Source organism: Acinetobacter sp. F16 (assembly GCF_052712855.1).
The window spans coordinates 123,805-137,750 of sequence record NZ_JBRATK010000003.1 but is presented as its reverse complement, the minus strand read 5'-3'; the positions used below and the strand labels follow the sequence as shown (position 1 = coordinate 137,750).

Genomic DNA, 13,946 nt, shown 5'->3' with positions numbered 1-13,946 from the left:
TGCTGAAATCTTGTTACAGACAGGATGGAGGTCAGAGCATGCAGTAGACTGGATTTAAATTGTAAATGGCCAAGGGGCTGAAAAAATAATAAACAACCTAGCCTCGGTTTAGCTTAAATCATCATGGGAGTCGTTATTGTCTTTAGCAGGCGGGCGACGACGGGTTCGTTGCCAAGGTAAGGGACGTTCTAAAGCTTCTGGGACTTCACCACTGGTTGAGCGTAAGCGCAAGTGCAGAGCGGCTTGAGCCATTAAATTTGCAGATACGGGTGCGGTAATGAATGCTAACAGCGTCAATAAAATTTCAGCAAAACCAAAACGTCCGTGAAATGCTGAAAAAATCATTGCAGCGATTAAAAAGCTGCCTAGTCCTAAGGTACTGGATTTTGTCGGAGCATGCAGACGCATAAATAGATCGGGCAGGCGAACCATACCAATGCCACCGACCAACATAAAAAATGAGCCAATCATTAAAAAAATTGAGACCAGGATTTCCATCACAAGTTGCATTACTGTTTCTCCTAATCTACGACATGACCAGTAGTAAAGTAGCGGGCTAGGGCTGCAGTAGACACGAAGCCCAGCATGGCAACCAGTAAAGCCCCTTCAAATAAGGAACTGCTTGCCCAATAAATGCCAAGAATCACCACCAGGCAGGTGGCATTCAGAAACAGCGTATCCAAGGCTAAAAGACGATCCACAATGGATGGACCCATGACTAAACGGACTAAGCAAAGAAACATCGAGATGGTGATGGCCACCATACATATGCCGAGTGCATAAGGCAAAATAGTCATGAATCTTCTCCTAATTCCACAGCAAAAATAGCCATGAGTACTTTTTCATAACGATTTTTAATTTCGATAATGTCAGTGTCGGAATTATCCGTGCTTAAGGCATGCACCAAAATATCACCACGAGCATCGTCAATTCCTGCAGTAACTGTACCCGGTGTGGTCGTAATAATCAGTGCGAGCAACACATTGACCTGTTCATGCTGAGTTTCTAAAGGCACGCGAAACCATTTGGGATGCAGGTTGCGTGTCGGGCCAAGGACCAGCTTAGCCACTTTGATATTACAAATAATGATATCCCACAACACCACAAAGAACAGCTTTAAAGCCAACACCCAGTTGATATCGGGAGTACGGCTAATAAAAGGTTGTACCAGACGCGGAATCAGAATCCCGAGGAGCAATGCCATAAGCAGTGTTGCAGCATCCAGGCTATGTGTCAGCATGATCCAGCTTAAAGCCACCATCACAGATACAAATGGATGAGGTAGCCAGTTTTCCCAGAACGATGTTTTTTTCATGTTTAAGGCTCCTTAGGTTTAAGCTTGGCTTCATCCGGATGAACCGCCTTCTGCATGTTCTGCTCTTCAATTTGACGCTGCTTATATTCTGAAATGTGTTCACCTTTTAGAGTCTCTTCAGAAATCAAATAAGGAATGAGATGGGCATTTGGATCTACGCTTTCACCCCCATATTTGGTTTCAGGCAGGTTTTCAGGGTTATAAGGCTGAACGCTAATCACCTGATTAAGGTTATCTTTATGCAGAATGATCCCTTCATACAAGGCATTATTTTGTATTTGTTCAGCCGTATTAAACATATAGTGCTGAATAGGACTGGCACAAACCATATATACAATTAAGCCTGAAAGCAGTAAATAGATGGTTTTGTCATTTCGTGCAGGCGATTGCTCAGGCAAAGCCTGATAGATTTTAAACTCATCAGTCGTGGCATTGTCTTCGGGGGTTGTAGCACGCCAAAACAGCACAAAGCCAATTCGGGTAAAGGCAATAATACTGAGTAAGCTGACCATCAGTACCACAGCAATAATCACCATTTGATAAGGTGAATGTGAAGTGGCCTGCAAGATAAAGACTTTGCCCAAAAAGCCACTAAATGGCGGTAGACCTGCCATCATCAAGGCAATTAAAAAGAACACCAATGACACCACTTTATGTTGTTTCATTTGTGGTGCAATATTGAAATGGTCCTTGAATATTCCACGTTGCGACGTAATCCAGCCTGAAAGCAAATAAAATGCAGCGCCAATCAAGGTGCTATGGACTAAATAATAAAGTGCCGCCGCCCATGCCAAGGTATTAAACAGTGAAATCGCGATCAAGATGGTTCCGATTGAGGACAGAATCATAAAACCGACGAAGCGACGTAAGCGTTCTGCCCCAATCGCTCCAATTGCCCCGTAGAGAGAGGTGATTAGACCAATCGGAAGTAACCAGTTTGCCAAAATGCTGTGGCTCAAATCATCTTCAAAGATGGTGCCATTAACACGTAGGATGGCATAGATGCCCATTTTGGTCATAATGGTAAAAATTGCTGCGACAGGTGTGGTTGCTACGGCATAGGTTTTCGGCAACCAAAAACCGACCGGCAACATGGCGGCTTTAATCCCGAATACCACAAATAACAATAAGCCACCCGCGACGGCAAGTTTATGCTGATCTGGTTCTAACAGGGGAATTAAGCGTGCGACATCTGCCATGTTTAAACTGCCGACACTGCCGTAAATGATGCCAAGTCCAATTAGGAACAGCGCAGAGGCCAGTAAGTTAATGGTGACGTAATGAATGCCGAGTTGGAAGCGTGCCTTGCCTTGTCCGTGTACCAGCAACACATAGGAGGCCATCAACAAAATTTCAAAGAATACAAATAAGTTAAATAAGTCACCTGTCAGGAATGCGCCGCACAAGCCCATCAACAAGAAATGGAACATGGCATGGAAATAACGACCACGTATATCCCATTCATGGCTGGCATACCATAAAATCGGGGTCGCCAAGGCATATGTCAGCACGATCATTAATGCAGAGAGTTGATCCAGAACCAACACAATCCCGAAGGGTGCAGACCATTCACCTAAATTATAGGTGCTGATTTGACCACTGCTGGCCGAAATCAGATAAACAATCGCGGTGGCTAAACCTAGAATTGAAGAAACGTAACTAATTCCACGACGCCAAGGTTGACGCCAATCGCCAGACAATGCGCCTGCGCCTGGATTCCCCAGAATAACCAATAAAAAAGCAGTAAAAGCTGGAATTAAAATACTAAAAATAGGGCTATGTTCAGTCCAAAACTGGATGACAGCATTCATTAAGGCTGATCCTCACGCGGGTCAATCGGCACAATATCTTCTTTAGCGTCAACGTGATCTGTGCCTGTTTCATAACGACTGCGCAAAGCCAGTTGCACAATAAAAGCCGTGGTCGCAAAACCAATCACAATGGCGGTTAACACCAGAGCTTGGGGCAGGGGGTCGGTGACTTTAGTGGTTTCAGTCAGAACCGCCGGAGCATTGACTTGAATCCGTCCCATTGCGAACAGGAATAAATTGACTGCATACCCAATCATGGCAAGGCCTAAAACCACCGGGAAAGTACGGGCACGTAAAATGAGATAAATTCCCGTTGCAGCCAGTAATCCAATAGCCGAGGCGAGTAAAAATTCTATACTGATCATTTTATTCTCCCTGGAGTACTGGGCCAGCCATGCTGGAGTGACGTGAGTCGCCTAAGACCGAAATCATCAGCATGGTTGCACCGACAACAGTGACATAGACTCCAACGTCAAATAAGGCAGCAGAAGCCAGATGCATTTCACCTAAAATTGGTGGTGAGATGTAAACGTGTGCGCTGGTGAGGAATGGACGTCCCCAGAACCAGGCGCCTAATCCAGTCAGTCCTGCAATGATCAAACCTGAACCAATCCAGATTTCATATAAACGTCCGGATTGGGCTTTCAGCATTTGCTCTGCCTGATCTTGACCCAGTGCAATATACTGGATGATTAAAGCCAAAGCGGTAATCAGGCCGGCAATAAATCCACCGCCTGGTAAGTTATGACCGCGAAGGAAAATATATAAACTCACCACCAGGGCCAAAGGTAAAACCCATGATGCAGTAATCCGGAACATCAAGGGAGATGGATTAAAGCGGTAGGTCAAGCCTTGTGTAATGGTTGTACCGTGGGTACGCATGCCATCCATCAAACATAAAGCACCAATGGCGGCAATACCGAGGACGGTAATTTCACCAAAGGTATCGAAACCACGGAAGTCGACCAGAATCACATTGACCACATTGGTACCACCGCCGAGTGGAATCGATTGCTGCATGAAGAACCATGAAATCGAGTTGTGGTCACGAGTCAAGACTAACCAGCTAATCCAGCCAATACCGAGACCGCCACCAATGGCAATCATCGCATCACGCCAACGACGCGAAACGCTGGATTCATAAGGCGTAAGTTGTGGCAGCAATGACAGGCTCATCAGCAAGAGTACGGTGGTGACCACATCTACAGTAATTTGGGTTAAAGCCAAATCCGGTGCAGACAAGGTCACAAAAACCATGGTGACGACTAAACCGACAGCACCGCTAATCAGCACCGCTTTAATCCGTTCATGATGGAACCACAACATCATCCAGCAGGCAGAGAACAATAACAGCCACAGGACAATGGCCAGTGCAGGCGCATGGGTTAATTCACGGGTACCGGTGGTCAGCCCCTGATTGATCAGCGGCATGGCAAGCAAAGCCGCACTAAATAATACAATCCAGGTTAAATAGCTTTGCAGCGAACCATTTTCAGTTTTACGTTTTAACTTACGTGAATTGAGTAACAGATGCTTTAAGAATAAATCAAACAGAATTCTGCCTTGGAATCTGCCCAGTACAGGATCAAGGTCAATCTCGCGGATTCTACCGTTTTTGGCAAAAGCGAAATAGAAAATGATTCCTCCCAACAGCGCAATGATACTCATCACTAAAGGCAGATTAAAGCCATGCCAAATAGCTAAATGTGTACCGGTAAAGTCAGGCAGTTGGGTGCTGGCACGCGCAGTTGAATTGACAATGTTTTCAACCAAAAGCGCAGGGGCCAGACCGACCAGAATACATAAAACCGCAAGCAGAAGCGCAGGTGCGCGCATGCCAAAAGGCGGTTCATGCACATCTTGATTGGGGACTTTGGGTCCCAGCGGGCCATCGAAAAATACCCCGTGAACCAAACGCACTGAATAAGCCACAGCAAAGATTCCTGCCAGTGTTGCCATTACCGCCGAGAAAATCATCACTGGACCAGAAAGATTGGCCAGGAGTTCGGTAAAGAACATCTCTTTAGACAAGAAACCATTGGTCAGTGGTATACCCGCCATCGAGGCTGCAGTGATCATGGTCAGGGTTGCGGTAAACGGCAGCAGTTGCCAGATTCCGTTTAACTTGCGTAAATCGCGGGTTCCGGTTTCATGGTCAATAATTCCGGCAATCATGAACAATGCGGCTTTAAAGGTCGCATGGTTAATAATATGGAAAATGGCTGCGGCAATCGCGAGTGGTGATCCAATCCCCAACAGGCAGACAATTAAACCTAAATGGCTGATGGTGGAATAGGCCAGCAAGCCTTTTAAATCTTCTTTAAAAATGGCAAAAAACGCCGCCATACACAGGGTAAACAGCCCCACAAAAGTCACAATATTATGATAAAGCGCGGCACCGACAAAAATGGGGGTAAAGCGTGCCAGCAGGAAAATCCCCGCTTTGACCATGGTTGCCGAATGCAGATACGCCGATACAGGCGTCGGTGCTGCCATGGCATTGGGTAGCCAAAAATGAAACGGAAACTGGGCACTTTTGGTAAATGCGCCCATTAAAATCAGCAGCAAGGCGGGAACAAACAATGAATGGTTTTGAATCTGATCCTTCATTGTTAAAATCTGGTCAATCTGATAAGTCCCGGTCATTTGACCAAGCAGAATAAAGCCGCCGAGCATCGACAGACCACCCATCCCGGTGATGGTGAGTGCCATACGTGAACCACGTTGTGCAGCTTCGTAATTATTCCAGTAACCGACCAAAAGGAACGAGGAAATACTGGTGAGTTCCCAAAAAATAAGCAATAAAATTAAATTATTGGAAAGTGATATTCCCAGCATTGCCGCCATGAACAGCATCAGCAATATATACAATTTGCTCAGGGAGCTTTTAGGGCTTAAATAATAATAGGCATAAATGTAAATGAGGGTACCGATACCGCTAATCAGCAAAGAAAACAGTAGGCCTAAGGCATCCATACGGAAGCTTAAATCGATACCTAACTGAGGTAACCAGGCCCAGGTTTGGGTGATTGTTCCGCCATTAAACACATGTTTTGCTTGAGTCAGTAATAAGATCAGACTACTTAAACTGACTCCAATAGCCGCTAGAGCCGTTGCCCCGCGTGAAAATTGCTTCAGCCACGAGACAAGGGTAGTGCCCAATACTAACGGTAACAATATAATAATCGGTAGCACACTCATATCCATTGTCGTGAATCAGGTTTGTAAAAAACCCAAGGGTGAATTTCATCTTTCAAGGATTACAGGACAGCAAAGAACCATCCAAACTTCTCAATCTTGAAAGCCAAATTAAAAAATACGAAAGAACAAGCTGTGTTGCGCAACTTGAAAAAAGCGATAGTAAAATCGGATTTTACTATAAAACTTTAAATATACTCGATATTATTACATGAGTAAAACAACATCAATTATTTTTGCGCACACGCAACTATTATACGCTTATCCATTCTTTCTGGGCGTCGAGTGTTTAAACAGATGAACACTTAACAATGATTCCTGAAAATAGCGCTTTAAAAATATTGAATCTGTTTTGAATGATATTCAATATTTTGGATTATGACAGGGGATGCGATGAAGAAGTATCATCTGACTGATCCATTAACTGGCGCAATTCGGTTTGTTGTTCCGTGCTTAAATGCTGTTGAATCTGTTGTAAGAGAGTTTGTGGCGTAACGCTTTCTACTTCCGGTTCAAGCAAGCTATCAGCTTCAATCACTTCTTCATTAAACACCAGGTTCTCATAAATCGTATCAAACTTGTCTTGCAAGGGTTGCAGCTGCATATCAAAGACCTGTTTATTTTCCAGTTTTAAACATTGATATTCAGCGGCATGTTCCAGTAGTTCAGTCCGGTTTCCGGTCGCAATAATCTGCAGACGCGGAAAAGCCTGATGTAAGCGCTGTAAAATGACTTGCGAGGTATTTTGATCAAGCTGGTGATCAATCGCATCAATCAATAAAATCCCATCTCCCTCAAGGCAGGGATACAAACTGTTCGGATTGAGCAAGCATAGACGGCGCACAATATCACCGACCAGGGCAATCCAGTTTTTAACGCTATTGGAAAGTTGCTGATAGAGCATGATTTTATCTTGGTAGCTGACCATTAACTGCAATTTAGGCTGGTACTGGATGTAAATATCGTCTAATGCAGGAATGACCGTGTTTAAAGCCTGTTTTAAAGCATCCAGGCTGGGTGCGTTCATCTGTTTTTGGGCATTGACCAGTTGTTGCAGGAAGTCATTGTCTCTATTTTTCTGAACAGAGGGATTGGACAGCAACTGTTGAAATAACTGTGCAATCTGAGCATTTTCAATATCACTAATTTCACGAAACCACTCAAAAAAACGGTTAAACGTGGTGTAAGGAATAGTGGAAATTTCATAGGCGTATGAAGTCTGAAAAACGGCAGGATTATTCTTGCTCTGAATATTCATTTCATTGACAAAACGTTCTGCCGGGTAATAGGCAATTAAAGGCAAGCCTTGCAGCTGGTCATGTTTGATTGCATTGTGATAAAGCTCGACCAAGTTTTCCAATTGCTGGGTTTCGGCTTTGCTGGTGCCTATGCCATGACTATTTAAAGTTTTATACAGCTGCCAATCGCAGTAAGAAAGTGCTTTGTCTTGCGGTTCACTGGCTTGGGTTAAAGTGCCAATATCATTGGGAATACGAACCCGAATATCAATTTTGGATTGCAGCCGCGTGAACATGATGTCCTGATCATGCATCACCACGCCCGCAGCACGAAAGTCTTTATAGCGCGCTGCAAACCAGGTCAGTGCCTGATAAGTGAATTTTAAAATCGCGGTTTTGCCCGAACCTTGATCGCCCAGAATCAGGGTGATGGGTTTGTCATTAAATTTCAGCTTGAGGTCAGCAAAATGAAGGGCATGCTTGAGTTGAACGGATTCGATTTTCATAAAACACCTGCATTGCGAAATGAGCTGAAATTATTCTCCCACAGCTTTACGCAGCGATAATGGCATCTGCTTTTTCAGTTGTTGCACCAAATCGTAAATGTGGTGAATATTTAAACTTACTTTAGCACGTGTGCAGGCAACGTAAAGTAATCTTAACTCTTCGTCACTAATTTTATGATCTTTTTCATTGATCTTAAATTGATAGTCATCTTCGATATGTACGCGATCCCACTCCAGACCTTTGGCTTTATGCGCAGTCGAAATAATATAGTCGGCATGCTCAATCGGGGTAATTTGGGCTAAAGCTCTTTTGAGCGGATCGGTACCGTGATCATCGACCAGTTTCACTAACGGTTTAATGTCACTGCCATCATTGGTTTCACAGTATTCATGCACGTCATGCCATGAATTGAACCAGGCCAGTTCAGGCACATCGGTGACACGGCGACCTTGTTTCAGCATGCTGGCAGCATCGACAAAACGGTTCAGCTTGACATGGTCGGCTTGCAGACTGACTTTTTCACCATGCAGCAAACCGGCGAGCAGCAATTCCATCGCCCGTGCATTGGTCCGGCACAAAATCGCATCGCGCTGTTTGGTATGCGGTTTATTGACGACTTTGGAATGCAGATGTGGATTGCCGAGCAAAGGTACGGTTTCGTTTAAAGCACCCAAAATCGCATTGGCATTCAAGGCAATTTCCTCACCGAAACGAAATGAGGTGGTTAAACGCGATTCAGGCAGGGGCAGCTGCTTCATGGCATTGACTGCACCGCGCCATGCATAAATCTGTTGATGGGCATCGCCGACATAAATGACCTGGGTATTTCGTTGGCGCAGTAAAATTCCCAGCATTAATGGGTCGGCATCCTGCGCTTCATCAAACAGCACATAATCTGTGGGAATATTCGGTTCAGACAAAGCCCAAAGTTTCAGGTAAATATCGTGACCAATCCCGGCCTGATGGTTCTGGTCAATTGACTCTAACCAGCGCCGTTCAACTGCGGGATAAAGATGCTTTTGCAATTCATCAATATCATCTGGATGTAACCAGCTTGGCGCCTGAAGATGACGTGGCGCAGGATATTGTGAACTGGTCGAACAGAAGTAACTGACCGCATTGGCCACCAGACTGGCCAGACGGCTCGGCATCATCACGTATTTTTCATAACGTCCACCCATCATCCGGCGCAGGGTGATCGGTTGCAGCCGATATTCCTTGGCGATAAAACTTGGACTTAAACGCGGTAAACGCAGTTTGTCGGTCACGCCACGCGGAACACTGCGAAAAGCCAGCGAGTGAAAAGTACGACAGTCGACCCCACGATGAAATTTACTTTGCGCCTCACTAGCAATGGCTTTGTTAAATGCCAGATACATGCCACGCCGCTCGGGCATGGCATCACTGATCATTTGCAAAGTGGTGGTTTTACCTGTGCCTGCATAAGCAATCACTTTAAAAGATTTGCCCAAACGCGCATTGTCTATGGCAATGGCTTGCTCATAGGTTGCGCTCGGTTTTTGCGAATTAGACACAGTCATCGGCTTAGTGCTGACGGTTGGCTTTTTCAACCAATCCGGATAAGCCTTGGCGACGCGCAAGTTCGTTTAAAACCAGTTGCGGTTCAAGATCGAAATAGCCAAGCATGACAATGGTGTGGAACCATAAATCGGCCACTTCATAAATCAGGTCGTTTTTATTGTCTTCATTCGCTTCAGCTTTAAAGTCTTTGGCTGCAATGATGGTTTCAATGCTTTCTTCACCGACTTTTTCTAAAATCTTGTTTAAGCCTTTGTGATACAGCTTTGCCACATAAGAGGAATCTGGATCTGCCGCTTTGCGCTCGGTCATCATCTGACCTAAATAATCCAGCACTTCGACCTGTTCAGATTGAGCAGCTGAGGCATTCATGGCCAGCGTATGTGGATTATTTGAATGGGCAGATTTTTCCGCATAAATCTGGCTTGGATCTTTCAATTGTGCATCGACAATTTCCCAGCCATTTGGCGTGAGTTTACGATAGAAACACGATTCACGACCGGTATGACAGGCAATGCCGCCATGTTGTTCAATTTGCAACACAATCACGTCCGCATCACAGTCTAGACGGATTTCATGCACGGTCTGGAAATGGCCAGATTCTTCGCCTTTATGCCACAATTTTTGGCGTGAACGCGAGAAGTAAACCGCCTGGTTTTTTTCTGCAGTTAAGGCCAAAGCTTCACGGTTCATCCATGCGACCATGAGCACACGGCCGGTTTGATGATGCTGTGCAATGGCAGGAATTAGACCTTGTTCGTTAAATTTTACTTCATCGAGCCATTGCACGTTGTTCATGAGAATTTCACCAAAAATATATTCAAAATGGAAAAGAGCGAATTAAAATCGCAGCTACATAGTGTACGTGATTCGTGCCTGTTTGAGAAAAAAATATACCCTTGATCATTTGCTTTGCTCATCAAAAAGTTGCATATTTTTTTCGTGTAAATGTACTTTTTTGTTTTTATAAGCAAAAACCAATTAAAAACCAAATGATTGAAACAGGCCAGTGAACCTTCAGCCCATCCATGGATCGGCTGAGCTCAAAGCGGTTTTATAAATCCTGGATAAATTGCGGCAAGTTTTGTTTTTCTACCATTTCCAAAAATTCATCGCCCAGGCGCTGACTTTCCGCCACGCACTGGTTCCACATTTGAATACGCTGTTTCTGATCTAAACCTTTTAAGGTGAAGTCTTTACGATCGGGCAGACGTCCGAGGGGCAGCGATTGCAAATACGTTGGTGAAGGCGAAAGTAATAAAGTTCGTGCCTGATTTTCAGGGTTGGCTTGACGCTTTTTAAACATTTTATCGAACCAGCCCGGGGTAATGCGGTCGCTAAAGTGCGGATACAGCACAATCCCTTGGCTCTCAAAAGGCAGGTCGATGTGATAGTCAATTAAACCGCCATCACGGTAGCTGCCTTGGGGCGCATCGGGAATATCACGAATCGCTGCCATGACACCTGGAATAGATGCGGAAGCCATCAACCAAGGCGTGACATTGGTACTATTTAAAGTTTGATAATGGGTCACAAAGTCATCCTCTACTTTAAACTGTGTACCAATTTCAGGCTGACTGATCACGCGCTGCATAAACAGGCGGTTATGTTTACGACCAAGTGCATTACTGCCAATAATGCCAGCCACAGAGGCCAGTAAGGGCAGGGAGTGATCGCTCTGAAAAATATGTTGGGCTTTAATTGAAATCACCGCAAGATGATAGTCCGGATGATCAACCAATTGTTGTTCTTTGCCTTGGATCAGATCAATCAACATGTCTTTGCAAATATTGCCGACATCGTGACGGGACATTTTTTTATGAAAATACAGGTTGGTATAAAGTTCTGAAAGACGTTCAGTCCCTTTCTTTGCACCCCAGGCTAAAATACTAGCAAATCGCCAGCTACCAATGGATGACCCAATCAGTGTTCTACGCTGCGGTGCCTGGATCAAGAAATCGCCAAAAATGGCCTGATCCAGACCCTGAATGCCAATGCCTTTTGGGCCGCCTGCAGCGCCGGGAATAATGTCGACAAAGCTTGCCTGTAAACCTTCTTTCTCAATCAGTTGGCGTGCGAGATGACCTGCACGTAAGTTTAATGCAGGCGCACGTTTTTGCAAAATCTGGGTCATGGCAGAATCAATACAAGACAAGTGTGCGCTTATTTTAAGCGATGTGTCTCAAGACCCAATGGCGAGAGTCATCAGTTGCTGACTGATCAGTCATTGCATACTTAAAACCATAAATAGAAATCCGAAGTTATTCAGCTCTTTAATGGCTTAGAAGCCCTTAAATTGCACACCTAAGGATGCAAGGCTATAGCGCTTATCGAGTCTTGAGGCAGTTATGCCATTCTATAAAAACCGGAGATGGCTATAAAATAGCCATCTCACTAAAATAGTTTTTATTGCAGAAGTAAAAAATCCAGCTTAAATACTGGATTATCATCAATTAACTTAATTTAAAATAACCAGTCAATGCAGACCCCTTGAGTGTTAAATTACCGATAGTGGTTCTTTCTTGTGATAGATGGAGTTGGGGATTAATTGTATAAGTGCTGGGGACTATATAAGCAGTTACCTGGACCAGACTGCCAATAGGTAAAGTATTGATATAACTATTAATGGGAATTAAATCGTTTAAAAAAATCTTGCCATTAGAGCTGATTATAATATCTTCGGGAACACTGAATTGAAGCTGCTGAATTTTTCTTGAAGATGAAGAAACATTAATAACTGTATTCTTAAGTATTTTTGCTGAAACAATTGAGCCTTGATTATTAAATTTAACCTGAATATTGTTAAAAATTATATTTAAATTCTCGTGATATGCACTATTAGCTCCATTTAATGTGAAGGCGAGAGTGACTGTGTCATTTAATTCTGATTTTGCATTTGCTAACCTAAATTGTACAGCTAGAGTATCACTCAGATTTTTAGAATTGATGTTTAATGGGTTAGTTTCACTGGAAGCTTTAAGGGCAGCAATATCGTAATTTGCTAAAAAGAAGTCGCTATATACAGGTGATTTCAAAGTTTCAGTAAGGGTTTGAAGTAAACCAGGATTTTTTTGCAATTTTGATAATAAATTAGCACCTGTTCCGCCATTCTGAGCAATGCTATCAATTGCATTTGAAACCGCAATGATGTTATTGCTCACTTGATCTGTAAAAGTTGGATCTATCGTGTTATTTGGATCATTCATTTGGGCTTTTGCAATATCAATCGCCTTATTAATAATACTTTTTAATACCTCAGAGTCAATTTTAGCCGAGTCTGCTGTAAATAAGGGTTGAGTTGACAATTGACTAATCAATGCATCAAAAGTGATTTGAGCCGCTTGTTCCTGCGTAAACGCAGTTGAGCCATTATCATTATTAATTGTTTGTAGGCGATCCTCAATTTGAGTTGCAAGCTGTTGGAAAATAAATACCACAGCTATCGTATGAGCATCACCATCTTTTGTCGGATCAAATTGTGAAATATTGTTAATATTATTCAAAGCTAAATTTTTTAAAATTGTATTTAATTGATTAGATTGTCCGACTTTTTCTAAAAAATATTCTAATGATGTTAAAGGACTAACCACCAGTATTCCATTTTTTAAATTTTTTAAATCTATTTTTTTAAATTTTAATGTGCCCGTAAATGGGAGGTTCGTACCAATATCCATACCACCAGTAATGGTGAGAGCAGACTCAGAGCAAGCAGCGGTTGTGGTAAATGAAAAATGACCATTTGCATCTGTTTTTATAGAGGTATTTTCACAGTCATCAAATTTTATATCAGCATCTTTTAAATAAAAGTCTACTGCAGTACCACTAATGGTTGTAGGGGTGAAATTGCTACTTTGTGTATTGTCACTTCCATCACCACAAGCAGTTAAAAAACTTGAAAGAACAATTGTAAAAACATGATTTTTTGGAATTTTATTTAACATTTTTTATTATCCTACTATTATTGTTATTCTTTCTCTTATATCAAAAAAATAGATCAAAATACGTGTTGATATATATATCTATTAATTTTTAAAGTTACATTTATCTTATTTTAAAAATTTAATTTTTGTTCATCTTATGTCTGGTAAGCTATATCTAATTGTTATTTTTTATTATTTCATACTGTTTTTTTTAATTTAAATAAAAATGGTGTTTTAATTTTTAGTTAAATAATTTTTTTATTAACCATAAAACAAAAAATTATAAAATAAAGAAATGGATCTATTGGTTTTTTATCAATTTTAATACTGTAAATGATTTTAATAATATCCATATATTAAAATAAAAGGCTATTTCGATACAATGATCGAAATAGCCTTAAACAAGAATATATTTAAT

The 13,946-nt window shown here is 42.5% G+C and carries 11 protein-coding genes; all 11 read right to left on the bottom strand.

Annotation, left to right across the window (positions count from 1 at the left end):
• Positions 1–108 precede the first annotated feature (108 nt).
• Positions 109–510, bottom strand: coding sequence for a Na+/H+ antiporter subunit G (locus ACU0NF_RS03020; protein ID WP_445660086.1), 402 nt, complete (start codon positions 508–510; stop codon positions 109–111).
• Positions 511–521: 11 nt separating this feature from the next.
• Complete coding sequence (locus ACU0NF_RS03015; RefSeq protein ID WP_171532500.1) at positions 522–797, bottom strand: monovalent cation/H+ antiporter subunit F; 276 nt, start codon at positions 795–797, stop codon at positions 522–524.
• A complete protein-coding gene (locus tag ACU0NF_RS03010) occupies positions 794–1,315 on the bottom strand; it encodes a Na+/H+ antiporter subunit E (protein ID WP_445660085.1) in 522 nt (173 codons plus the stop codon). Before ACU0NF_RS03010 ends, ACU0NF_RS03015 begins: the two co-directional genes overlap by 4 nt.
• A gap of 2 nt (positions 1,316–1,317) precedes the next feature.
• Positions 1,318–3,126 carry a monovalent cation/H+ antiporter subunit D gene (locus tag ACU0NF_RS03005; protein WP_445660084.1) on the bottom strand — a complete coding sequence of 603 codons (1,809 nt, stop codon included), beginning with the start codon at positions 3,124–3,126 and terminating at the stop codon, positions 1,318–1,320.
• Positions 3,126–3,491 carry a Na+/H+ antiporter subunit C gene (locus ACU0NF_RS03000; protein WP_131267927.1) on the bottom strand — a complete coding sequence of 122 codons (366 nt, stop codon included), beginning with the start codon at positions 3,489–3,491 and terminating at the stop codon, positions 3,126–3,128. The genes ACU0NF_RS03005 and ACU0NF_RS03000 overlap by 1 nt, the downstream gene beginning before the upstream one ends.
• Position 3,492: 1 nt before the next feature.
• On the bottom strand, positions 3,493–6,333 hold the full coding sequence (locus tag ACU0NF_RS02995) for a monovalent cation/H+ antiporter subunit A (RefSeq protein ID WP_445660083.1): 2,841 nt from the start codon (positions 6,331–6,333) through the stop codon (positions 3,493–3,495).
• A gap of 367 nt (positions 6,334–6,700) precedes the next feature.
• Positions 6,701–8,068 carry an ATP-binding protein gene (locus ACU0NF_RS02990; RefSeq protein ID WP_445660082.1) on the bottom strand — a complete coding sequence of 456 codons (1,368 nt, stop codon included), beginning with the start codon at positions 8,066–8,068 and terminating at the stop codon, positions 6,701–6,703.
• Positions 8,069–8,098: 30 nt separating this feature from the next.
• The gene (locus ACU0NF_RS02985) at positions 8,099–9,604 is read right to left on the bottom strand and encodes a UvrD-helicase domain-containing protein (protein WP_445660129.1); all 1,506 of its coding nucleotides are present in this window, start codon (positions 9,602–9,604) and stop codon (positions 8,099–8,101) included.
• 10 nt (positions 9,605–9,614) lie between these two features.
• On the bottom strand, positions 9,615–10,406 hold the full coding sequence (gene hisIE / locus ACU0NF_RS02980; RefSeq protein ID WP_284065996.1) for a bifunctional phosphoribosyl-AMP cyclohydrolase/phosphoribosyl-ATP diphosphatase HisIE: 792 nt from the start codon (positions 10,404–10,406) through the stop codon (positions 9,615–9,617).
• A gap of 256 nt (positions 10,407–10,662) precedes the next feature.
• The gene (locus ACU0NF_RS02975) at positions 10,663–11,742 is read right to left on the bottom strand and encodes a patatin-like phospholipase family protein (protein ID WP_445660081.1); all 1,080 of its coding nucleotides are present in this window, start codon (positions 11,740–11,742) and stop codon (positions 10,663–10,665) included.
• A gap of 319 nt (positions 11,743–12,061) precedes the next feature.
• Positions 12,062–13,549, bottom strand: coding sequence for a hypothetical protein (locus ACU0NF_RS02970; protein WP_445660080.1), 1,488 nt, complete (start codon positions 13,547–13,549; stop codon positions 12,062–12,064).
• Between the last annotated feature and the right edge of the window lie 397 nt (positions 13,550–13,946).